This window comes from Gemmatimonadaceae bacterium (genome assembly GCA_019752115.1).
Taxonomy (GTDB): Bacteria; Gemmatimonadota; Gemmatimonadetes; order Gemmatimonadales; family Gemmatimonadaceae; genus Gemmatimonas.
Genome location: JAIEMN010000024.1, coordinates 229,708 through 251,628, shown reverse-complemented (window position 1 = coordinate 251,628; position 21,921 = coordinate 229,708). Strand labels below are relative to the sequence as shown.

General features: G+C 65.4%; 19 protein-coding genes. 16 read left to right on the top strand and 3 right to left on the bottom strand.

Annotation, left to right across the window (positions count from 1 at the left end; translation table 11 throughout):
* Positions 1–28: 28 nt before the first annotated feature.
* The 9 genes from K2R93_13765 (at position 29) to K2R93_13725 (ending at position 12,701) form a co-directional block, all read left to right on the top strand.
* Positions 29–2,662, top strand: coding sequence for a serine/threonine-protein kinase (locus K2R93_13765; GenBank protein MBY0490904.1), 2,634 nt, complete (start codon positions 29–31; stop codon positions 2,660–2,662).
* A gap of 7 nt (positions 2,663–2,669) precedes the next feature.
* Complete coding sequence (locus K2R93_13760) at positions 2,670–3,170, top strand: hypothetical protein (protein ID MBY0490903.1); 501 nt, start codon at positions 2,670–2,672, stop codon at positions 3,168–3,170.
* A 28-nt stretch (positions 3,171–3,198) separates the two neighbouring features.
* On the top strand, positions 3,199–5,547 hold the full coding sequence (locus tag K2R93_13755; GenBank protein MBY0490902.1) for a protein kinase: 2,349 nt from the start codon (positions 3,199–3,201) through the stop codon (positions 5,545–5,547).
* A gap of 140 nt (positions 5,548–5,687) precedes the next feature.
* On the top strand, positions 5,688–6,629 hold the full coding sequence (gene argF, locus K2R93_13750) for an ornithine carbamoyltransferase (protein ID MBY0490901.1): 942 nt from the start codon (positions 5,688–5,690) through the stop codon (positions 6,627–6,629).
* Positions 6,630–6,675: 46 nt separating this feature from the next.
* On the top strand, positions 6,676–7,134 hold the full coding sequence (gene bcp / locus K2R93_13745) for a thioredoxin-dependent thiol peroxidase (protein ID MBY0490900.1): 459 nt from the start codon (positions 6,676–6,678) through the stop codon (positions 7,132–7,134).
* 96 nt (positions 7,135–7,230) lie between these two features.
* A complete protein-coding gene (gcvT, locus tag K2R93_13740) occupies positions 7,231–8,340 on the top strand; it encodes a glycine cleavage system aminomethyltransferase GcvT (GenBank protein ID MBY0490899.1) in 1,110 nt (369 codons plus the stop codon).
* Complete coding sequence (locus K2R93_13735) at positions 8,337–10,007, top strand: sigma-54 dependent transcriptional regulator (protein MBY0490898.1); 1,671 nt, start codon at positions 8,337–8,339, stop codon at positions 10,005–10,007. The genes gcvT and K2R93_13735 overlap by 4 nt, the downstream gene beginning before the upstream one ends.
* Before the next feature lie 269 nt (positions 10,008–10,276).
* Complete coding sequence (locus K2R93_13730; GenBank protein MBY0490897.1) at positions 10,277–11,062, top strand: hypothetical protein; 786 nt, start codon at positions 10,277–10,279, stop codon at positions 11,060–11,062.
* 304 nt (positions 11,063–11,366) lie between these two features.
* Positions 11,367–12,701 carry an HD-GYP domain-containing protein gene (locus tag K2R93_13725; protein MBY0490896.1) on the top strand — a complete coding sequence of 445 codons (1,335 nt, stop codon included), beginning with the start codon at positions 11,367–11,369 and terminating at the stop codon, positions 12,699–12,701.
* Between the two features lie 57 nt (positions 12,702–12,758).
* Here K2R93_13725 and K2R93_13720 read toward each other — a convergent pair whose 3' ends face one another.
* The 3 genes from K2R93_13720 to K2R93_13710 all read right to left on the bottom strand — a co-directional run bounded on the left by K2R93_13720 (position 12,759) and on the right by K2R93_13710 (position 17,673).
* The gene (locus K2R93_13720) at positions 12,759–16,004 is read right to left on the bottom strand and encodes an AAA family ATPase (GenBank protein MBY0490895.1); all 3,246 of its coding nucleotides are present in this window, start codon (positions 16,002–16,004) and stop codon (positions 12,759–12,761) included.
* Between the two features lie 233 nt (positions 16,005–16,237).
* Positions 16,238–17,221 (bottom strand): AAA family ATPase, encoded by a 984-nt coding sequence (locus K2R93_13715; protein ID MBY0490894.1) that lies wholly within the window; start codon positions 17,219–17,221, stop codon positions 16,238–16,240.
* Positions 17,222–17,355: 134 nt separating this feature from the next.
* Positions 17,356–17,673, bottom strand: coding sequence for a hypothetical protein (locus tag K2R93_13710; protein ID MBY0490893.1), 318 nt, complete (start codon positions 17,671–17,673; stop codon positions 17,356–17,358).
* 392 nt (positions 17,674–18,065) lie between these two features.
* On the opposite strand from K2R93_13710, the gene K2R93_13705 reads away from it, so the two are divergent.
* The 7 genes from K2R93_13705 (at position 18,066) to K2R93_13675 (ending at position 21,915) form a co-directional block, all read left to right on the top strand.
* Positions 18,066–18,353 carry an AtpZ/AtpI family protein gene (locus K2R93_13705; protein MBY0490892.1) on the top strand — a complete coding sequence of 96 codons (288 nt, stop codon included), beginning with the start codon at positions 18,066–18,068 and terminating at the stop codon, positions 18,351–18,353.
* The gene (locus K2R93_13700; protein MBY0490891.1) at positions 18,350–18,751 is read left to right on the top strand and encodes a hypothetical protein; all 402 of its coding nucleotides are present in this window, start codon (positions 18,350–18,352) and stop codon (positions 18,749–18,751) included. The genes K2R93_13705 and K2R93_13700 overlap by 4 nt, the downstream gene beginning before the upstream one ends.
* Before the next feature lie 22 nt (positions 18,752–18,773).
* Positions 18,774–19,757 (top strand): F0F1 ATP synthase subunit A, encoded by a 984-nt coding sequence (atpB, locus tag K2R93_13695; GenBank protein ID MBY0490890.1) that lies wholly within the window; start codon positions 18,774–18,776, stop codon positions 19,755–19,757.
* A 208-nt stretch (positions 19,758–19,965) separates the two neighbouring features.
* Entirely contained in the window at positions 19,966–20,205 is a 240-nt protein-coding gene (gene atpE, locus K2R93_13690) for an ATP synthase F0 subunit C (protein ID MBY0490889.1), read from the top strand.
* Positions 20,206–20,267: 62 nt separating this feature from the next.
* On the top strand, positions 20,268–20,888 hold the full coding sequence (gene atpF, locus K2R93_13685) for a F0F1 ATP synthase subunit B (GenBank protein ID MBY0490888.1): 621 nt from the start codon (positions 20,268–20,270) through the stop codon (positions 20,886–20,888).
* Entirely contained in the window at positions 20,888–21,442 is a 555-nt protein-coding gene (locus tag K2R93_13680) for a F0F1 ATP synthase subunit delta (GenBank protein MBY0490887.1), read from the top strand. Before atpF ends, K2R93_13680 begins: the two co-directional genes overlap by 1 nt.
* A gap of 95 nt (positions 21,443–21,537) precedes the next feature.
* Positions 21,538–21,915, top strand: coding sequence for a cupin domain-containing protein (locus K2R93_13675; protein MBY0490886.1), 378 nt, complete (start codon positions 21,538–21,540; stop codon positions 21,913–21,915).
* Positions 21,916–21,921: the final 6 nt, after the last annotated feature.

Genomic DNA, 21,921 nt, shown 5'->3' with positions numbered 1-21,921 from the left:
CGCCCTCTCTGCGTAGAGCGCTCGAATCGTGACTCCTCCCATCGAACGCCTCACCACCGCCCTCGCCGACCGCTACCGCGTTGACCGCGAACTCGGCGCCGGCGGCATGGCCACCGTCTATCTCGCGCACGACCTCCGCCACGAGCGCGATGTCGCCATCAAGGTCCTGCATCCGGACTTAGGGGCCGCACTCGGCGCCGAGCGGTTCCTGAGCGAGATCAAGACCACCGCCAAGCTGCAGCATCCGCATATCCTGCCGCTGCTCGACTCCGGCGCGGCCGATGGATTGCTGTACTACGTCATGCCCTTCGTGAAGGGCGAGACGCTGCGTGCGCGTCTCGAGCGCGAGTCGCAGCTGCCCCTCGCCGAGGCGCTGCTCATTGCCCGCGAAGTGGCCGACGCGCTCGCGGAAGCGCACGGGCAGGGGATCGTGCACCGCGACATCAAACCGGAGAACATCCTGCTGCAGGGCGGGCATGCGCTGGTCGCCGACTTCGGGATCGCGCTCGCCGTGCAGCAGGCCGGCGGTGCCCGCATGACGCAGACCGGCCTCTCGCTCGGCACGCCGCAATACATGTCGCCCGAACAGGCCATGGGTGACAAGGCGGTCGATCATCGGGCCGACCAGTATGCGCTGGCGGCGGTCACGTACGAGATGCTGACCAGCGAGCCGCCGCACACCGGAACGAATCCGCAGGCGATCGTGGCCAAGCTGCTCTCGGAAGCGGTGCGGTCGGCCACGGTCCTTCGGCCGTCGGTGCCCGCCCACGTCGATGCGGCGTTGCGACGTGGTCTCGAAAAGCTGCCGGCAGATCGCTTCGGCAGCACGCGCGAGTTCGCCGAGGCGCTCGATCGACCCGGCGTTTTTACCGATACGGGCGCGGTGGCCGCGCCGCCGGCACGCGGCGCGATCATGCGCCTGCTGTCGTCACCACTGTGGGCGGTCGGTTTCGTAGCGGCACTGGTCGCGGTCGGCGTGCTGGCCGGCCGGCAGCAGGCGCCGGTGAACCAGGTTGCCCGCTTTGCGCTGCCGCTCGTGGACGCCGAACGCATGACCGTGCTGGGCATCGGTGAGCGCCTGGCCATCGCCCCCGATGGCAGTGCGATCGCCTTCGTGGCCGCCACGGCCTCGAACGGCGTGCTGAACGTCCGGCGGTTGGACGAACTCACGCCACGCCTGTTGCCGGGAACCGAGGGCGCACGCGCCCCCTTCTTCTCGCCCGACGGCAAGTGGATCGCCTTCGTGGCGCGTGGGCGACTGCGCAAAGTCTCGGTGGACGGTGGCCCCGTCACCGACATCACCGATGGCAGCATCATCCCCGACAACACTGGGGCCGTGTGGACGCCCAGTGGCGACATCATCTTCTCGCGCACCAACGACACGCTCTACGGGAAGGCTGTGATGCTCCGGGTCGCGGCCGCGGGTGGGCCGATTCGCGGCCTCGGCGAGCGCGGCGCCGAAGCGGGCGAAATGGCCGGGCCGATTCTCGCCCCCGATGGCGAAACGATCGTGGCGACGTGGGGCCCGGGGCGGATTCGTAGCGGCGCGGCGACGCCACTCGCCATCATGTCGCCCGACGGGAAGTTCACCCTGCTCGACGTCATCGCCGAGCGGGCCGTCGGGTTTGTCGATGACTATGTGGTGTTCCTGCGCGCCGACGGCACGCTCATGGGGGTACCGGTCGATCTGAACGCGCGCAAGACCACCGGACCGGCGGTACCCCTCATGGAGTCGGTGCAGGGACCCGGGCTCTCGGCGTCGGGCGCGCTGCTCTATTCACCGGGGCAGTCGGCCGTCTCGGCGGTGCTCGTGGACGAGCGCGGTGCCACCACGCCCTTTCTCACCGAGGCGCGGCAGTTCGGGAATCCGCGCTATTCACCCGACGGCTCGCGGGTCGCGTTCGATATCGGCGGCCCACAGGGGCGCGATATCTGGATCTACGAGATCGCGTCGGCCACGCTGACTCGACTCACCTCCGGCGGCAGCAATGTCCGCCCCGAATGGACGCCCGATGGCAAGCGGGTGCTCTATCGTCAGGTCTCGCCGCGGCGCGGGCTCAGGTGGCAGCCGGCGGATGGCAGCGGCACGCCGGAACTCCTCGTGGAAGTGCCCGGTGGACCGAATGAAGGGATGGTCTCGCCCGACGGGCGCACGCTGATGTACCGCACCGACGAAGGCAACGGCGATCAGCAGGTCTTCATGATGCCGCTCGACAAGTCTGCGGCTGCGACGGCGTTCCTCACCAAGTCGGTGAACTGGGCGCCGCGGTTCTCGCCCGACGGCAAGTGGCTCGCCTACAGCTCCGATGAGTCGGGGGACGCGGAGGTATATGTTCGCCCGTGGCCCGGCCCCGGCGGTCGCGTGCAAGTCTCGAGCGGTGGTGGCAGCGAACCGGTCTGGTCGCGCGACGGCCGGTCGCTCTTCTATCGCACCGACACCGCCGTGGTGGTCGCCGCGGTCAACGCGTCGCCCACCTTTACGGTGCAATCGCGGCGCGCGCTCTTCGCGAACGCGTTCGAGTCCTCAGGGCCGCACGCGTCGTACGATGTGGCACCCGACGGCAAGCACCTGTTGATGCTGCAAACGAAGGACTCGCGCGCCTCGGTGATGCTCGTGCTCAACTGGGCCGCGGAAGTGCGCGCGCGCCTCAAGAAGCCTTAAGGACGTCATGAGTTCCACGCTCGAGCGCCTCACCACTGCCGTCGCCGACCGCTACCGCGTCGAGCGCGAACTCGGCGCCGGTGGCATGGCCACCGTCTATCTTGCGCACGATCTGCGTCATGAGCGCGACGTCGCCATCAAGGTCCTGCACCCGGACCTGGGCGCTGCGCTGGGGGCGGAGCGGTTCCTGAGTGAGATCAAGACCACGGCCAAGCTGCAGCATCCGCATATCCTCCCCGTCTGGCGTCGCGACAGCAAGGCGCTCTTTTACCCGGAAGGGGACGCCATTGTCGAGGTGTCGCTCGCCTTCACCCCGGATCCCGTGATCACCGGCACGCGCGCCGTCACCCAAGGGGTGCTGGCCTCTGATGATCGCCTGCACGCCGCCTTCGACGTGGGGCCGAACGGCGATATCATCGGGATCCGCCGCGTGCGCGAGCCGCGTCTCATCGTGGTGCGTAACTTCGCCACCGAGGTGCGCCGTGCCCTGCGCGGGAATGGCTCGTGATCGCTGTGCGCCGTCGCTAGTATAGGCCATGGCCGACGCGCCCGATCTCGCCCAAGCCCTCGCCCCCACCTACCGCCTCGAACGCGAGCTCGGTGGCGGGGGCATGTCGCGCGTGTTCGTGGCTGTGGAGACCGCGCTCAACCGCCGCGTCGCCATCAAGGTCGTGCCCGTTGATGGCGGGGCCCAGGCGGTCGAGCGCTTCCGTCGCGAGATCAGCACCGCGGCCCAATTGCAGCACCCCCACATCGTCCCCGTGCTCACCGCCGGCGAGGCGAATGGGGTACCGTGGTTCGCCATGCCCTACGTGGCCGGTGAGTCGCTCCGGGCGCGCATCGCAGGGCAGGGCGCCCTTCCGGTCGCCGAGGCGACCAAGATCCTGCGCGATATCGCCCAGGCGCTCGCCTACGCGCACGCGCAGGGCTTCGTGCACCGCGACATCAAGCCGGACAACGTGCTCCTCGCCGACGGCGCGGCGGTGGTGACGGATTTCGGCGTGGCAAAGGCGCTCTCGAGCGCTACCAACGCGCCGAACACGACCGCGCTCACCGGCGCCGGCATGGCCCTCGGCACGCCCGCCTACATGGCGCCGGAGCAGGTGAGTGCCGATCCGCAACTCGATCATCGCGCGGATCTGTACGCGTGGGGCTGCGTGGCGTATGAGCTGCTCACGGGCAGCACGCCATTCGGCAATCGGGCGCCGAGCGCGATCTACGCCGCGCACATCACGGAAGCGCCAAAGCCAGTGCGCGCGACGCGCGCCGACGTGCCGGAGTCGCTGGCGCGGCTGGTGGAGCAGTGCTTGGCCAAGATGCCGGGTGATCGGCCCCAGTCCGCGCGCGAGCTGCTGGCGGTAATCGATGGCATCGCGACCCCCGCGGCGATCGTGGCGTCCGCGACAAAATCGACGCCTCGCGGGTTAATGGTCCTGCCGCTGGTCGCCCTGCTACTCGCCGCGGGCTGGTGGTGGCGCTCCGGAACCGCGGCGCCGGCCGTCGCTGCCGCAACCGATCGGTCCATCGTGGTCCTTCCGTTCGACAACGCCGCGCGCGACACGGCGCAGGAGTACTTCGCCGACGGTGTCACCGAGGATCTCATCGGTAAACTGGCCGAGTCGGGGATGCGGGTGATCGGACGGAACACCGCCTTCTCGTTCAAGGGCAAGCACCCGACGCCGCAGGAGGCCGGGCGTGCCACCGGCGTCGCCACCGTGCTGACCGGCGCCGTGCGACGCAGTGGCCAACAGGTACGCATCTCCGCTGAACTCGCCCGCGCGGGCGACAACTCGGTGCTCTGGAGCTTTAGCGCCGAGCGATCGAACGCGGAGATCGTGGAGCTGCAGCGGGATATCGTCGACTCCATCGCCAAGCGGATTGTCGGGTTGGCGGGCGACCATCAAGGCGGCCGACGACTCGTCGATCCGCGCAGCTACGACCTCGTGCTTCGCGCTCGGTATGCGGTCAACAGCCTTTCGCGAGACGGGTTGGATCGGGGACTCGCCCTCTACGACAGTGCACTGACGATCGATGCCACTCTGGTCGACGCGCTGATCGGCAAGGCATTTGTCTACAGTGCGCTCTCGGACGGCTTCGAGCACCCGAACGCGGTGATGCCAAAGGCCTCCGAGTTTATCGGTCGAGCGATGTCAATCGACAGCACGCGCGCCGACGTGCTCGCCGCCGCGGCAACCCATACCGCGGGCTATGCGTTCGATTGGTCGCGAGCGCAGCAGCTGGTGGCCGCAGCACGCCGTCGCGACCCCCTCTCGATCCGGGCGATGTTCGCGCAATACATGGTGCACACGTCGCAGGCGAACGTGCCCGCCGCCATGGCGCTCCTCGATTCGATGGTGAAGGTCGACCCGTTGGATCCGCTGCCGGCGCTGAATCAGATCTATCTGCCCGTCATGATGGGCGACCGTGTGTCCGCGGAGCGCGCGTGGGCGCGCGCGCCGGACTTCGTGAAATCCGTGACCTACGGGGACGTCGGTGCAGCGATGGTGCCGTTGGTGAGCGGTCGCCATGCGGAGGCCCTGCAGATTGCCACGGCGCAGGAGCCCACGATCGGGCACCCCTCGTCGATCGGCATCATCGCGCTCGCGCGCATGGGCCGTGGCGCCGAGGCCCGAACTCGGCTGCAGGCCGCCGAGCGCGCGTGGGAGCGCAGCTACTCGCCGCCCGAGATGATCGCGTGGGCCGCCGCCGAAGTCGGCGACACCACCGCGATGTACAAGTGGCTCGAGATCGGAAACCGCGAGCGGTCAGCCTGGCGTCTCTTCATCGGGATTTTTGGCGGGAAGATCGGGAGTCACCGCGCTGAGCCTCACTATCAGGCGCTGCTCACGAGCTACGGCATCAAGGGCCTGCCGCCGACGCCCTGATCTCGCCGGGCGGCACCCCGCTCCCCCCACGCCCCACCCCCGCATAGATTCCCAACTCGCTCGGCGCGGCCCTCCAGCCGCGCCGTCTGCTTTCCCCCCACCGGGGGGTCCCCCGGGGACCCCGTTCGGGGCGCATATCCATGCACGCACCGCCGCCGCGGGCCAATCGGCCCCATCGCGACTTCCTCAACATCGCCGACTTCTCGCCGGCCGAAACGTTTGCGCTGCTCGATCTCGCCGAGCGGATGCGAACCGGCGGCTACGACAAGAAGCCGCTCGCCGGCAAGGCGCTCGCGATGCTGTTCATGAAGTCGTCCACGCGGACGCGCATGAGCTTCGAAGTGGGGGCGCTGCAGTTGGGCGGGTCGGCGCACTTCCTGTCGCCGCGTGACGTACAGATCGGCCGCGGGGAGCCCATCGCCGATACGGCCCGCGTGCTGTCGCGCTACGTGCATGGCATCATGATCCGCACCTTCGCGCATCAGGACGCGGTGGATCTGGCGGCCGACGCCGATGTGCCGGTGATCAACGGCCTCACCGATCTGTCGCACCCCTGTCAGATCCTCGCCGATATCCTCACCGTGCACCAGCACCGCGGCACCATCCGCGGCAAGACAGTGGCATGGATTGGCGACGGCAACAACATGGCCAACTCGTGGATCGAGGCGGCCGCGCACCTGGGCTTCACGCTCACGATCGCGTGCCCCGAGGGCTTCGAGCCCGACGAGCAGTTCCTCGCGCTCGCCCGCGAAAAGGCCGCCGATGTGCGCCTGCTCCGCGACCCGCGAGAGGCGGTGGCCGGCGCCGATGTCGTGACCACCGACGTGTGGGCGTCGATGGGGCAGGAGGAGGAGCAGGCCAAGCGCGCGCTGGCGTTCGCGCTCTATCAGGTGGACGACACGCTCATGGAACTCGCCGCCCCCCACGCGATCTTTCTCCACTGCCTCCCCGCGCACCGCGGCGAAGAGGTCACCGCCAGCGTCATCGACGGCCCGCAGAGCGTGGTCTGGGATGAAGCCGAGAATCGCCTGCACATCCAGAAGGCGATCATGGCGGTGCTCATGGGAAACGAAACGCTGTAACCGAAACGCTGTAATCGAAACGCTCTAGCCGGAACTCTCGCGCACCATGCCCATCGCTGAAGGCACCAAGGCCCCCGATTTCACCCTCCCCACCGACACCGGTGAGGAACTCACGCTCTCGTCGCTCAAGGGGCAGTGGGTCGTGCTGTACGCCTATCCCAAGGACGACACCTCCGGCTGCACCACCGAAGCCTGCGAGTTCCGTGACCTCTTCCCCAAGTTCAAGAAGGGGAAGGCGGTCATCCTCGGCATCAGCCCGGACCCGGTGAAGTCGCACGCCAAGTTCAAGGCCAAGTACGAGCTCCCCTTCACGCTCCTCGCCGACACGGAAAAGACCGTGCTCCAGGCCTACGAAGTGTGGAAGGAGAAGTCGATGTACGGCCGGAAGTACATGGGCGTCGAACGCACCACCTTCGTGATCGACCCCAAGGGCAAGATCGCCAAGGTCTTCGAGAAGGTGAAACCGGCCGGCCACGCCGAAGAGGTCATGGCCGTCATCGGCTGATCGCGGGCGACTGCCAGCTTGGCTGGCGATTGTCTGCCATTTTGAGCATGTTTCAGGGCGCGCCCACATCGGACGCGCCCTGATTCTTTCCAGCCCATGACTGACTCGACTGCCGCGCTCAAGCGCACGCCGCTCTACGACATCCACGTCGCCCTGGGTGCCAAGATCGTTCCCTTCGCCGGCTACGAGATGCCGGTGCAGTACCCGAGCGGGATCACCGCCGAGCACAAGGCCGTGCGCGAGAGCTGCGGCATGTTCGACGTGTCGCACATGGGTGAGGTCATCGTGAAGGGCCCCGATGCCATTCGCTTCGTCAACTCGGTCACGAGCAATGACGTCGCCGCGCTCGGCATCGGGCAGGTGCAGTACTCCACGCTGCTCCGCGCCGACGGCACCATCGTCGATGACCTGCTCGTGTATCGCTTCGCCGATCACCTCATGCTGGTGATCAACGCGAGCAATCGCGACAAGGACCTCGCGCACCTCGAGGCGCATCGTGCCGGTTTCGACTGCACGATGACGGATATCTCCGACGCCACGGCGCTGCTGGCGATCCAGGGCCCGAAGGCGCCGGCGATCGTCGCCGCGCTCGCCGATGTGCCGCTCGATGGCATCAAGTACTACTGGTTCACCGAGGGTCATGTCGCCGGGGTGCCGTGCATCATCTCGCGCACGGGCTACACCGGTGAACTCGGCTTCGAGCTCTATTTCGATGAGAGCAAGGCGGCGCACATCTGGAACGCCGTGATGGCGAGTGGCGCAGTGACGCCGGCGGGGCTTGGGTGCCGCGACTCCCTGCGTCTCGAGGCGGGGATGTGCCTCTACGGCCATGAACTCGATGACCAGGTGACGCCCGTCGAGGCGGGCCTCAACTGGCTCCTCAAGCTCGGCAAGGCCGAACCGTTCCTGGGCAAGGACGTGCTCGCGAAGCAGGCCGCGGAAGGCACGGCGCGCAAGCTCGTGGGTTTCACCTTCGACGAACGCGCCATTCCGCGGCACGGCTATCCCGTGCATGTGGACGGCGTGCCGTTTGGCGAAGTGCGCAGCGGCACCATGAGCCCCACGCTCGGTATCCCGATCGGCACGTGCTTCCTGCCGGCCGCCGCGGCGGTGGAAGGCGCGACCTTCGCGGTGGAGATTCGCGGCAAGGCGGTCCCCGCGCGCGTGGTCAAGCTGCCGTTCTACAAGCGCCCGGGGAAGGCGTGAGCACACGCGCTCGCCCGTCTGCCGCTCGCGGCGGCGCGGAAGAGCACGCGACGCAACCCGTCGCGATTCTGATGACCGACGTGGAGCCGGCCATCCGGCTCAACGCGGCGCTCGAGCAGCTCGGCGTGGAGACCGTCGCCATCTCGCCGATGGATGATGTGCGTGGCGATCTTCGGCGCGCGCATCCCTCGGTGCTGGTCCTCACCGGCGCGCTGCTCGATCCCGCGAACATTGCGCTCGTGCGGCAGCTGCTCTGGGACAACGTCACCGTCATCGGTTTCACCGATGTGGTCGATCCGGTGATGAACGAGCGGCTGCGCGACGTGGGCTACGCCGAAACGTGGGCCAAGCCCATCGTCATCGACGAGGTCGTGGACAGCATCCGCCGGCGCCTCGATCGGCAGCGCCTCGCGCGCATCACCGGGCTTGTGGGTGAAAGCGCGCCGGTGCAGGAAGTGCTGGTCAAGGTCGAGCAGATCGCCCCCGTCACGAGTACGGTGCTCATCGAAGGTGAGAGTGGCACCGGCAAGGAATTGGTGGCGCGCGCCATTCACCGCCTGAGTCCGCGCCGCGGCAAGCCGTTCATTGCCGTGAACGTGGGCGCGCTGCCGGAGACGCTGCTCGAGAGTGAGCTCTTCGGGCATGAGAAGGGCTCGTTCACCGGCGCCGCCGAGCGGCGGCTGGGGCGCTTCGAGCTGGCGGATACCGGGACGCTCTTTCTCGATGAGATCGGCGAGATCCCGTCGTCCACGCAGGTGAAGCTGCTGCGCGTTCTCGAGGAGCGTGAGGTGACGCGCGTCGGTGGGACGGGCTCCATTCCGGTGGATGTGCGCGTCGTGGCCGCGACCAACCGTCCGCTGCGCGAGCATGTCGAGGAGGGATCGTTCCGTGCCGATCTCTTCTATCGCCTGAATGTGCTGAGCGTGTATCTGCCGCCGCTGCGCGAGCGGCGCGACGACATTCCGTTGCTCGTGCGTCGCTTCGTGAGCGAGTTCAGCGCGATGCACGATCGCGAGTTCCAGGGGATCTCGGCGGAGGCGCTTGGCTTGCTGGTCGAGTACCACTGGCCCGGCAACGTGCGCGAGCTGCGCAATCTCATCGAGAGCATGGTGGTGCTCGCGCATGGGCGCGAGATCGTGGCCGATGACATTCCGCGCGCGATTCGCGATGGCGGCGGGCGTCGATTGCTCCCGGTGCATGTAGGCCCGGTCGTGCGCGAAGGGGAACGTGCGCAGGGGCGCGAGCTCGAGTTCATCGTGCGCTCGCTGGTCGAGCTCAAGCTGCAGGTCGAGGAGCTGCGGCGGCGCATGGACGTGGAGACGCGTGCCGGCGCGCCGCTCTGGGCGGAAGCGGGGGCGATGGGACGAGCCGTGAGCGGAAATGCGACGGGGCTCACAGAAGTCCTACCACCGGTCCCGTATGGTGTGGTGCGTGGTATCGAGCCACGTGACCAGACGCCGCCGCCGACGGTGATCACCCTGGGGCCCGGGATGACGATGGCTGAGATCGAGCGGGTGGCGATCCAGACGGCGTTGCGGAACACGGGTGGCAACCGTCGAAAGGCGGCGGAATTGCTCGGGATCGGGGAGCGGACCCTGTACCGGAAGCTTCGGGAGTACGAGGGGGAGACCGGCGATCTCGGTGAGGGCCCCCTCGACGAAGCTTGAGGTGGATGGGGGTACGTGTAAGTCCGACAACATCTTGTAGGGACGGGGAGCCTTGCCACACGGCGTCCTCAGCCACATATTGGCCCTGTAAGACGGTCGGTCCCCTCCCCTCGAGCTGGTCAGCCGCGGAGCCACGCCTGTCCATTCCAGTCAATTTCGGCATGTCGTCGCCCTCTTCTCCCTCCGGAACCATTGCGGGGAGTGTGTTGCCCATTCGGAGGGCTGAGGAGCTGATCGCCACCCTGCCAGGGGTGGTTGCGGTTCGGATCATGCCGAACGAAACGGGCGCCGTGGAAGAGATCCACGTGCTGACGACCGATCAGGTCGCCCCCAAGAATACGGTTCGCAACATCGAGAGCGCGCTCATTGCGCAGCTCGGTCTCCGGGTCAACCACCGGAAGATCTCGGTTGCCACCACTATAGACACGCCTCGTCCCGAAGCGCCGCCGGTGACCCCGCCTGCCGGCCTGACGGCCATGGCCGGCGGAGCAGCCCCCTCAGCGCCCCAGGCGGCCGTGCCGCCGATGCCGCAGGCGGTCGCCCCCGAGCCGGCCCCTCAGCCGACCCCGCTGCCGGGTGGTCGGTTGCACGCCCATCTCAGTGCCGTTTCCGCTCCTGAGTCGTCTGCCTCTACGGTGTCGACCGTCGGGGCAAGCCGTCGGTTGCTGGTGTTCGAGGATGTCGAAGTCCGTCGTTCGCGCGCGCGCGGGGTGTTGTGCCGCGTCACGCTGACGCGCGATGGCGAGGAGTACTTCGGCGAGGCGGAAGGGCAGGAATCGGAGCGTTCGCGGATCGAGCTGTCGGCCCGCGCGACGTTGCAGGCGATCTCGACGGCCACGAAGGCCACGCCGGGCGGCGACAAGAGCCTGGCGCTGGAAGGGGCCAAGTTGATCGACGCGTTTGATCGGGAGTTCGTGTTTGTCAGCCTGTCGGCGAAGGTGGGACGTGAGCCGGTGGTACTGACGGGCAGCTGTGAAGTGCGGGAGAGCGCGGAAACGAGCGCGGTTTTGGCGGTGCTCGACGCGACCAACCGCTGGGTGCATTTCGATCGCTAACTGCGCGCAAGCGCGTCGGACCCTTCTACTCACCGTCGTTACGACGATCCCTTAGAAGTCCCCGCCAACCGTCTGGAGCGGAGCTGAGCGGGCAGGCCAGTTACAGGAGCGGAGCCAACCTCGACTAGCACGTGTGAATCGCGAGCGCGATGCACGTGACTGACCCCGATGGGAGGTGACGCAGATGGACTTCATGGCCCAGCTCGTGAATGCGCTTTGGTCGGTCATTGTTGCCGACGTCAAGCTTTGGGGCTGATCTGACGATCGACTAGCCGGCTTGGCGGGGACCCCTTCTCGATCCACGATGAAGAAACGCGTCATAGCATATGTCTATGGGATCACGCTTGCTGCGGCAGGCGTGCTCTTTGCGCTTCATTCAATGTCACCCGTCGTGGATCTCGACCTACTCGGTGGCGTGCTGATTCTCGCGGTAGTGGCTGCCGCGATGGCGTTCTTCAGCTACCAAGTTCGTGGAAGTACGATCGGTGCGGCTTCTTTCCTTCCTTATCTCACCGCCGTCGTACTTTATCCCTCCTGGGGCACCACGATCGCTATCGGTCTTGGTGCGACAGTAGCGGAATTGATGAAGAAGAAGCTGCCGATTCAGCGTGTATTCAACGCGTCGCAGCTCATTCTCGCCGCTGGACTTAGCAGTCTGCTCTATGTGCGCGTTGGCGGCGTAGCCCTGCAAGTGGATGATACTTTCCGCTTTGGGCCGCACGCAGCGGCGGTTCTCTCATTCTTTCTAGTCAATACGGGTGCCGTCGCCGGCGTAATCAGTCTGGCTGAAAACAAGCCTTTCTGGAAAACCTGGTACGAAGGGAATGTAAGAGGGCTGTTCTGGGACGTCGCATCGATGCCTCTCGTGTACGCGTTCGCGAGAGTCTACGTCGATTGGAGTTACTGGGGCATCATCGTTCTATCCTCACTTATCGTGATGGCCCGTTATGGCTATCAGGCATTCTGGGGACTGGAGCGTACCAACGAAGAGCTTCTTAATCTCTTCGTTCAGACGGTCGAATTCCGAGACCCGTATACTTCAGGCCATTCGCAGCGGGTCAAGAAGTACTCGCTAATCATCGCGGATATCCTCGGATTGCCTGAAAAGCAGATTGAGCAGATTGGAACGGCTGCTCTTTTGCACGACGTCGGAAAGATCCATGAGATCTTCGCGCCCATTCTGTCGAAGCCAGGTCGGCTGACACCGGATGAGCGCGCGATCATGGAGTTGCACCCGATCAAGAGCTGTGAGCTCGTCGAGAAGATCTCGAGTCTAAAGGACAAGAAGATCCACATCGACGTCAGGCACCATCACGAGAATTGGGATGGTACCGGATACCCCGATCAGAAGAAGGGCAAAGACATTCCGTTGGCGTCCCGCATCATCATGTTTGCAGATACGATCGATGCGATGACGACGGATCGTCCATATCGAAAGGCGCTTGGAGAAGCAGACGTTAAGGCCGAACTGATGAAGTATCGCGGCATTCAGTTCGATCCCGAGATCTGCGACAAGCTGATTAGCTCGCCGGACTTCTACCGCCTCTTTGACAAAAGTGATTCCGGGCATGTCCGATCACTAACGCAGAGGATCGAGAAGCTAGTTCGAACTCGGATGAAGACGCCTGCTGTGGCGTAACCATCTGACCCGAAACCAAAGGCCGTCTTCCAAGTGAGCAAGGAAGACGGCCTTTCTTTATGCTCCCAAGCGCCGCATTGCACCCTTGAGCGCAGTGCTTAGCGGAGATCGCTCACGTCGCATTCGTTCGATGTACCTAGTCGCGATCTCACCAGCCTCTACCGACCGTCCCAAGCGAATTAGCGCGTCGACTACTACCGATGTCAGATAGTCGCTGGTGCCGAACCGGCCCGTTCTTTCGTGCTTCTCTATCGCAGCCGCGACGAGTGCTTCAGATGGCCGCCATCTGGGGTTTAGCAGCTGCGCCCCTAGCTCGAGCGCTACGACGTAAGCGCTCGCCTTTGGAGTTGGAACTCTGGGTAGCGCCGACTTAACCATCGACAGAAACTGCAGCGCTCGATCCGCGTCAGCTCGGTAGATCGCATCTCTGCAGAAGTGCGCAGCGGCGAAGCCGGATGAGACGGGATCAGAATCGAACTCGAGGAGGCTCGAAAGCTCTTGATTCCAACGGTCAAGATCCTCGATGTTGTCCTCGTCGATTGCGATTTGAGCCAATTGCCAGGCGGGATACTCCGCGAGCCTAGGTGCATCCAGCTCCTTGCAGGATTCAAGCGCTGATATGAATGCGTTCTTCCCTAGCGACGTGTCTCCGGCAATTCGGAGCGCGAACGCAGCACGTCCAAGATCTTGGGCATCTGTAGTTGAGAGGGCTCGGTCGACCGCCTCGGATACGTAAGCTGAAGCAATCGATCGAGCAGTCTCTAGGTCGCCAAAGATCGTATGGAACAGCAGCGATAGCCTGTCCAGGCCCGTAGGCCGTGCCGACTGGAGAATCAACTCCTCGCAAGATCGGAAGGTCGAGTTCGCAATCGCGGCGTCGCAGGTATTGGCGGCGATTACTAGAGCTATCTCCGCAGCCCTTATTCGAACGCTGCGGGTAGCTTCTGTCGACTGGGCGATTCGTCCGGCGATGGAAGCGAGCTCGTCTCGGTCTGCGGTCTGATCAGCGCGCGATGCAGAATCAATACTCGAAAGTAGTGCGTCGAGTTCATCCGGGGAAACGTGTTCGAACGATCTCGGAGCTGATATCCCACTGGGCGCGGACATAAGCGCTCTCCCGTACTCACCAATATCAAGCTCTAAGCGACTCTTGAGGCGCTGAACGCGAGTCGCTCGCGTGGGATCCCCGGCGCGCTCCAGGCTAGCATCCAGCACGCGAAGCACTCTGGCAGGAAAACCAAGCGCGAGTAGCTCTGGTTCTGCCAGCAGTAGTCGCTGAATTGCTTCAGTATGCCGGTTGCCATCAACTAGATGCTCGATCGCTTGAAGTAGCAGCTCTGAGCTCTCGAGAGATACGTGTTCCTTTAGGAGAAGATCCGCAATCGTGGAGTGAAGTGTCGTCTGGATGAGTCGGGGAAGGCGTTCGACTGCCGCGCGGCCGATTAGCTCGTGGGCAACAAAGAACAGATCGTCGGTCTGCTTGAGGCAGTCGCCCGCGGTAAGCTGCTCTAGTGCACCAAGCAGTTCGTGTGTCGGCAGTTGTAGCACTGCTTTGACCCTGTCTGGCGTTGCCATATCCCCGAGCAGAACAATCACTTGGATTGTTCGAAGCGCGTGCTCGTGAAGGCGTTCCACCCGCTGCTCTAGAAGAGTCTGCAGTGTCGGTGGAACTCCCCCAGCATCACCCGTTTCCACCCAGTGATGAACGAGTGACCGGATCATCAGCGGATTGCCTTCCCCGGCGTCTACGAACCACTCTTCAATGGAGGCCGAGGGAGCTGCCGCGCAATCCTTGCTGATCCGCTGTGCTAGAGTGAGAGAGCTGCCGGGATCAAGCGAGGTTAGCTCGCGGACAAGTAGTGTCGATGGAAATCTTGCGGGGCGAGCGGGTAATCCGAAGCGAGTGCGAGATGTCGCAAGAATGAACAGGCGCATTGCCGAACAGCGCTGGACTAGGTCGGCCATGCACTCCCAAGAGTCTCCGTCCATCCAATGAAGGTCTTCGACCGCAAGAAAGATTGGACGCTCTTCAGAGATTGCGCCAAGAATGTCGACGAGGGCGTGTCGAATGGACTTTGACTTCGCTCTCTCAGGCGGCAAAGGGATAGAGCTTTGGGACGGCTCGCTCGTAAGCGAATCGGTTTCGTCACTCCCAGTCGTCGACTCGCTATCCTCGGGCTGATCGTCGCGAACCAACCGCCGCAACACCCCCAAACTCTCCGGCGAACACCCCAACGCCCCCGGATACCCCAAAAGCTCCGGGATCACATCCAGGAACACCCCCAGTGGGCGCCGCTGATCGGTCTCGCGGCACTCGAGATGTACCTCGCGGTAGCCTTCGATCTGCGCGACCTTGCTCAGCTCCGTCAGCAGTCGCGTCTTGCCGATCCCCGGCGGGCCGTGCAGCAGGATCGCACTGCCGTCGTGCCACCGCGCGCGGCGCATCGACAGCGTCAGATCGGCCAGCTCCTGCTGACGCCCCACGAAGTGCCGCTCGGTATTCGCCAGACTCGGACGCCGCTTGGCGCTCGGGTCGGTGAACCGCTTCCGCAATTGCGTCGCCGGCAACCGAATCTCGCCCGCGTTGGGCCCCAGCTCGGCGAGATAGCGATCGAGAATCGCCACCGCTTCCGCCTTCGAGCCGTTGAGCATCGCACACTCAGCGAGCGTCAACGTCGCGTCTTCGTTGAGCGGATCGAATGGCAGCAGCCACCGCGAGATCACCTCGGCGCCGCTCCAATCGGCGCGCTCGCGGCGCCCCCGCAGTTGCTCGACCAGGACGCGGCGCACATCCGCGTGCACCGAGGCGCGCGTCTGGTCGAGCCAGTCGGCCAGCTCATCGCTCGGCGCCACCAGTCCGGGCACGAAGGGGCCAAGCGGCTCCACGCCGCGAATGACGTCCCGCTCGAAGAGGGGAATGGTGCGATCGACGCAGAACATCGGCAGCACCTGCGTGCGATCGAGCTGCACCTTCTCGCCTTCCATCGTCACGTTGAGCCCCATCGTGCGCAGCTTGTACAGCAGCTGCCGCAGATTCCCGCGCCGGCGCTCGTCTTCATGACGCGGCCACAGCTCGCGCAGGAGTGTTTCGCGCGGCGCGGCCAACCCGGGCGTGTACACCAGGCGCAGCACCAGCGGAAAGAGCATCCCCGCCTGCAGGCCGAGCTGGCTGTATCCCAGCTGCAGCCGCGCTGCGCCCAATGTCTGCATGCGCAGCAGCGGCAGCCCGTCGCGATGCGACAGCACCGGCTCGCGCGGGCCAGGGTGAGGGGTAAAGGCGTGTGCGACCGTCTTCGGACGCATCCGGGAGCGGGATCGGGCCATGATGGATCGGGATGTGGGAGACCACCGGAACTGGGCCGCTGTGTCTCCAAACCTCCCGGGCCGCGTCACCGCGGCGTCATTCCAATTCTACGTCCGCCGGGCCCGTGCCCGCAGTGTCACAGCACCGGCCCGAACGAACGCGGGGCGCTTCTCGCAGGCGAAGCGCCCCGTATCACGATCGCGCACGCCCGTACGGCACCCTTACGGCACCCTCACGGCAGCTCGATCAGCGACTCCTTGGGGATGCCGTCGGCTTCGGCCTGGAAGTTCACCACGAGCCGGTGACGCAGCACCGCCTTGGCCACGCTGCGGATGTCGTCGATGTCGGGCATCGCGCGCCCATCCATCGCCGCCCGGGCCTTCGCACCCAGGATGAGGTACTGCGAGGCACGCGGACCGGCGCCCCACGACACGTACTGCTTGACCTTCGCCGATGCTTCCGGATTTTCCGGACGCGTCGCGCGCACGACCGACACCGCGTAGCTCACCAGACTCGGCGGCGCCGGCAGACGACGCACGAGCCGCTGGAGCTCCTGCAGCTGTGCGCCGGTGAGCACGGGCGTGATCACGCCCTCTCGATCGCCGGTGGTGGAGAGCACGATCTGCTCTTCCTCCTCGCGCGTCGGATAGCCGATGTTCAGTTCGAACATGAAGCGGTCGAGCTGCGCTTCGGGGAGCGAGTACGTGCCTTCCTGTTCGACCGGGTTCTGCGTGGCGAGCACGAAGAACGGGCGGGGCAGGTCGTACGTCTGACCGGCGACGGTGACCGTTCGCTCCTGCATGGCCTGCAGCAGCGCGGCCTGCGTCTTTGGCGGGGCGCGATTGATTTCGTCGGCGAGCACCATGTTGCCGAACACCGGGCCCGGTGCAAAGCGGAAGGCGCGCCGTCCGGTGCCGCTCTCTTCTTCCATCAACTCCGTGCCGGTGATGTCACTCGGCATGAGGTCCGGCGTGAACTGCACTCGCGAGAAGGACAGATCGAGCGTCTGCGCCACCGTCTGCACGAGCAGGGTCTTCGCGAGCCCCGGCACACCGATGAGCACCGCATGGCCACCCGCAAGGAGCGCCGTCACCAGATCGTCGACGATGTGGGCCTGACCGACGATGCGTTGCGAGATCATTTTCGCGAGGTCTTTGCGCGCGAGCGCAAGACGTTCGAGCATCTCGAGATCGTTCACGGCGGGAGATGAAGTCACAGAGGGCCGGGCACAGGGTCAGGTGGCACGGGCGACGGACACGCCCGCAAACACTAACGGACGCCCTCGGGCGTCCGTTGCCGATACTGCGATAATGTACCTGCGATTGGCGCAGGTCGCTCAGCGCCGCGCGTTCAGGGCAGGGCGAACTCAACCCGCTGCTGAACGGGGAAATTCTCGCTGTGGAGCTGCGCGACGAGCGTGAAGCGGCCACGCGACGTGGGCGTCCACTTCTCGGCGTAGATGATCGAGTCGTGCGCATCGAGCAGGCGATTCTGCATGGCCTGCGTGAAGAGGCGATCCTTGCTCCACTTCCACACTTCGCGCCCCTGCGCGTCGAGCACGGTGAAATCGTGCGTCTGTCCGTCGGGGAAGGCGAGTTCGACGCGCTTGCGCGAGTCGTTGGTCACCTCAATGGCGAACCGGACCGTTCCCTGGGCCGTGTCGACCATGACGTGGGATGTGACCCCCCGATCGGCGCCCGCCTTGGGACGCACGCTGGCAACCGGATTCGGCGTGCGAGGACCGCACGCAAACATGAGGACGGCCGCGGCCACCAACGGAACAGTGATGCGTGAAAGCATCAGGGGAGCAGGGGTTGGGAACGGGAGGTATCGGCGCCGAGCCAATCCATAACGCCGACATGGAGTTGGACGATCTACGGTCACAATTCGATACGACGCCACGTTATCAACGGTTGAGCGGGCTGTCAAGCAGGGATTTACAGGCTAAGTGACGGTGGGGGTTGGATTTTCACGGGTTTTTCCACGGTCGGGTTTTGTTCGGTTTCGGTCAAAAGGTTCGCTTGCGAAAAATTTCACAAGCGGGTAGCTTCCGCCCCCGAATGGCAGAAACGCCACAGAAGTCGACGCGTGAATCCAAGCCAACGGGAGAGGTCAGCCCGTGGGCCCTGGCCGGGCTCGGCATGCAGTTCTGTGTGGCCATCATCGTCTTCGTCTACGCCGGCAACTGGCTCGACCGTCGGATGGACACCGCGCCGCTCTTTCTTCTGGGCGGCGTGTTCGTAGGAGGCGGTGGCGTGTTCTACTCCAGCTATCGGCGCCTCATGGCGACGAGCGAGCAGGCGCCGCCGCGGCAGGATTCGGATCACGACTCGCCCCCGTCTGCATGACCACGACACAGCCAACGACGGGATCGACCGGAATCCGGGGCTTCGTGCCCGCCGTGGCGGCCTTTACGGTGGCGCAGGCGGTGCTGGTGCTGGCGACGGCGATGGTGCTGCAGCGGTTCGTCTGGACCGATGCCGGCTCGGCCGCCGCGATTCAGGCCAGCGCGTGGCTCGCAGGGGTGGTGCAGGTGGTGACCTTCGCGATGGCGCGCCTGGTGGCGCGCCAGCAGGTCATCGCCGCGTGGGGGATCGGAGTGCTGCTGCGGTTCGCCGTGGTCGCCTTCTGGGCCTTCCTCGGTATCAAGGCGTTTGGTCTCGTCTCGGGACCGGCGCTGCTGTCGCTGGTGCTCTTCTTCTTCGTCTCGACGGTCATCGAGCCGATCTTCTTGAACGTTGGTTAACCGACACTTTCGGATGCAGTCGATGCTCCGTTCGCTTTCGCGATCGCTCACGCGGTCGTTCGCCATGATCGCCGGATTCACCGTGCTGGCCACCGCGCCGCTGTCGCTGCGCGCCCAGGAGCACGAGGGTGCCGCCGCCGCCGAACATGCGGTGCCGCAGGCGGAAGGCCCGGTCGACATCATCACGCCGCACATCACCGACAGCCGGTACCTCGAAATCCCGTGGCCCAATGCGCATCTGGCCAAGGAAGTCGAGCTGCCGACGTTCGCGCCGGTGCACATCGGCTCGCTCGAAGTGGACCTCTCGCCCACCAAGCACGTCGTGTTCATGGCGCTCGCCGCCATCATCGTCGCGCTGGTCCTGATTATCTCGGCGAACACGTCCAAGAAGCAGCACGAAACGATCGGCCACACCAAGGGCTTTGCCTGCGCCATCGAGGCGATGGCGCTCTACCTCCGCAATGAAGTGGTGCTGCCGAACGTCGGCCATCACGGCGAAGCGTTCGTGCCGTTCGCGCTGACGCTCTTCTTCTTCATCCTCGTGATGAACCTCTTCGGCATGCTGCCGTGGGGCGCCACCGCCACCGGCAATGTGTCGGTCACCGCGACGCTGGCCATCATCACCGCCATTGTCGTGGAAGTCGCGGGCATCCGGGCCAACGGCCTTGGGTACCTCAGCACGATCTTCTATTGGAACAAGGAGCTCCCGCTCGTCATGCGCGTCATCATGTTCGTCGTGATGTCGCCGGTCGAAATGGTGGGCAAGATCTCCAAGCCGTTCGCGCTCACGATCCGTCTGTTCGCGAACATGACCGCCGGGCACATCGTGCTCCTCGCGCTCATGGGGCTCATCTTCACCTTCAAGAGCTGGGTGATCACGCCGGTGCCGGTCCTCATGGCCACCGCGATCAGCATGCTCGAACTGTTCGTCGCCTTCCTGCAGGCCTTCATCTTCACGCTGCTGGCCAGCGTGTTCATCGGCCAGATCCGGGAAGCGCACCACTAAGCTGCACTTGGCAGGACACCGCCGCGCCACTCCCGTGCGGCGGTGCCAGTAGCCGGTCGAGCGACCGGCGAAACCCGTTGAGCCCCTCGGGGCTCACTGACGGGACATGCGGACCAGAGTGTCCGTCGGGAGCGCAGCATCTCAACGACTACGTACTCGGAGTTATACGATGGAAATCATGGGTCTCCTCCAGGCCGCCGCTCCGGTGGTGCAGGATCCGAAGGGCATGGCGATGATCGGTGCCGGTATCGCCGCCGGCGGCGCCGTGATCGGCGCGGGCATGGGCATCGGCCGTATCGGTGGCTCGGCCGTGGAAGGCATGGCGCGTCAGCCGGAAGTCGCGGGCAAGATCCAGACGGCCGCGCTCATCCTGGCCGCCCTCATCGAAGGCGCCGCGCTGTTCGGCGTCGTGATCGGCTTCCAGATCCAGGGCAAGATCACGTTCTGATGTGTTCGCGCGTGGGGCATCGGCGCGCAATCGCCGGTGCCCCGCCGCACTCTCTTTTCTTCGTGGACTCTTCCATGCTCGCATATCTCCGTCGCACCGGTGGTCGCCTGAGCGCCCTCGCCGCTGCCCTGATGGTCACCGCCACGCCGGCTTTCGCCTCTGAAGGCGGAGAGTCGGGCGGCGGTCTGCTCGACCCGAAGGTCGGCGTGATGTTCTGGACGCTGATCATCTTCGTGCTGCTCTTCACGGTGCTCGCGAAGTTCGCCTTCAAGCCGCTCTTCGCCGCCGTCGAGGCCCGCGAAAAGGCGCTCGAAGACGCGATCGAAGGCGCCAAGCGTGATCGGGCCGAAACCGAGCAGCTCCTCGCGCAGCAGCGCGCGCAGCTCGAAGCCGCCCGCAACGACGCGCAGCAGATCATCGCCGAAAGCCGTGCGACGGCCGAGAAGATGCGCAGCGACATGCTCGCCCAAACGAAGCAGCAGCAGGAAGAGATGATCGAGCAGGCCCGCCGCGCCATCGAAGGCGAGAAGGCCGCCGCCATCGCCGACCTGCGCCGCGAAGCCGTCGACCTCGCCATTGCCGGCGCGTCGAAGGTCATCGAGCAGAACCTCGATTCGACGGGCAACCGTCAGATCGTGGAGTCCTTCCTGGCTTCGCTCAGCGGCAGCAAGGGGACGAACTGATGCCGGCCGGCGTGCAGGGCGAATCCGTCGCCCGCAACTACGCCGAGGCGCTCCTCGCGCTTGCGCGGAAGGCCAACGACCCGGCGGGCTGGGGGACGATGATCCGCCAGGTCGCCGACGCCGTGCTGACCGACGCCACGCTCGCGCAGTTCCTCGACTCGCCGCGCATTGCCGGTGAGCAGAAGTCGGCGGTGCTCGGCAAGGCGCTGGGCGATCGCGTGCCGCAGCTCTTTCTGCGCTTCCTGCAGCAGCTGGTGAAGAATCGCCGCCTGTCGCTCATCCCGACGATCGCGGCAGAGTACGAGACGCTGCTCGATGCCTCCGAAGGCATCGTGCACGCCAAGGTCACGCTGGCCAAGCCGGCCAGCGAGGCCGAGGTCGGTTCGATCGGCGCGCAGCTCTCGCGCATCGTCGGCAAGAAGGTGGTGCCGCACGTGGGCATCGACCCCGCGATCATCGGTGGCGTGGTCGTCCGCATGGGCGATACGGTGATGGACGGCTCCGTGCGCCGGAAGCTGTCGATTCTCCGTCGCCGGATGGGCACGGGCCGCTAAGCGCCCGGGCCGCGGCCCGCTGACGTGACGCTGGCCTCCTGGGTATCGTCCTAGGAGGCCAGTCTCTTTTTCGAACCACTCGCCGAGTCCTGCCCATGAGCGGCCGCGTTGAAGTCCGCCACGTTTCCAAGCCCTGGGGTCATGAGACCATCTGGGCACACACCGACCGCTACGTCGGCAAGATCCTGCACGTCACCGCCGGCCAGGCGCTCTCGGTGCAATACCACGAGCGCAAGGATGAGACGGTCTACCTGCTGCAGGGGGAGATGAAGTACTGGGTGCAGCTCCCCGGCGATACCGAGCTCCGCGATCAGCGCCTCACCACCGGCCAGAGCTTCCGCATCACGCCGGGTACGATTCACTACATCGAGGCGATCACCGACTGCGACATCCTCGAGGCCAGCACGCCCGAGCTCGATGACGTGGTCCGGATCAAGGATCGCTACGGCCGCGAAGGCACCAGCGCCCCGTAAGCGCCC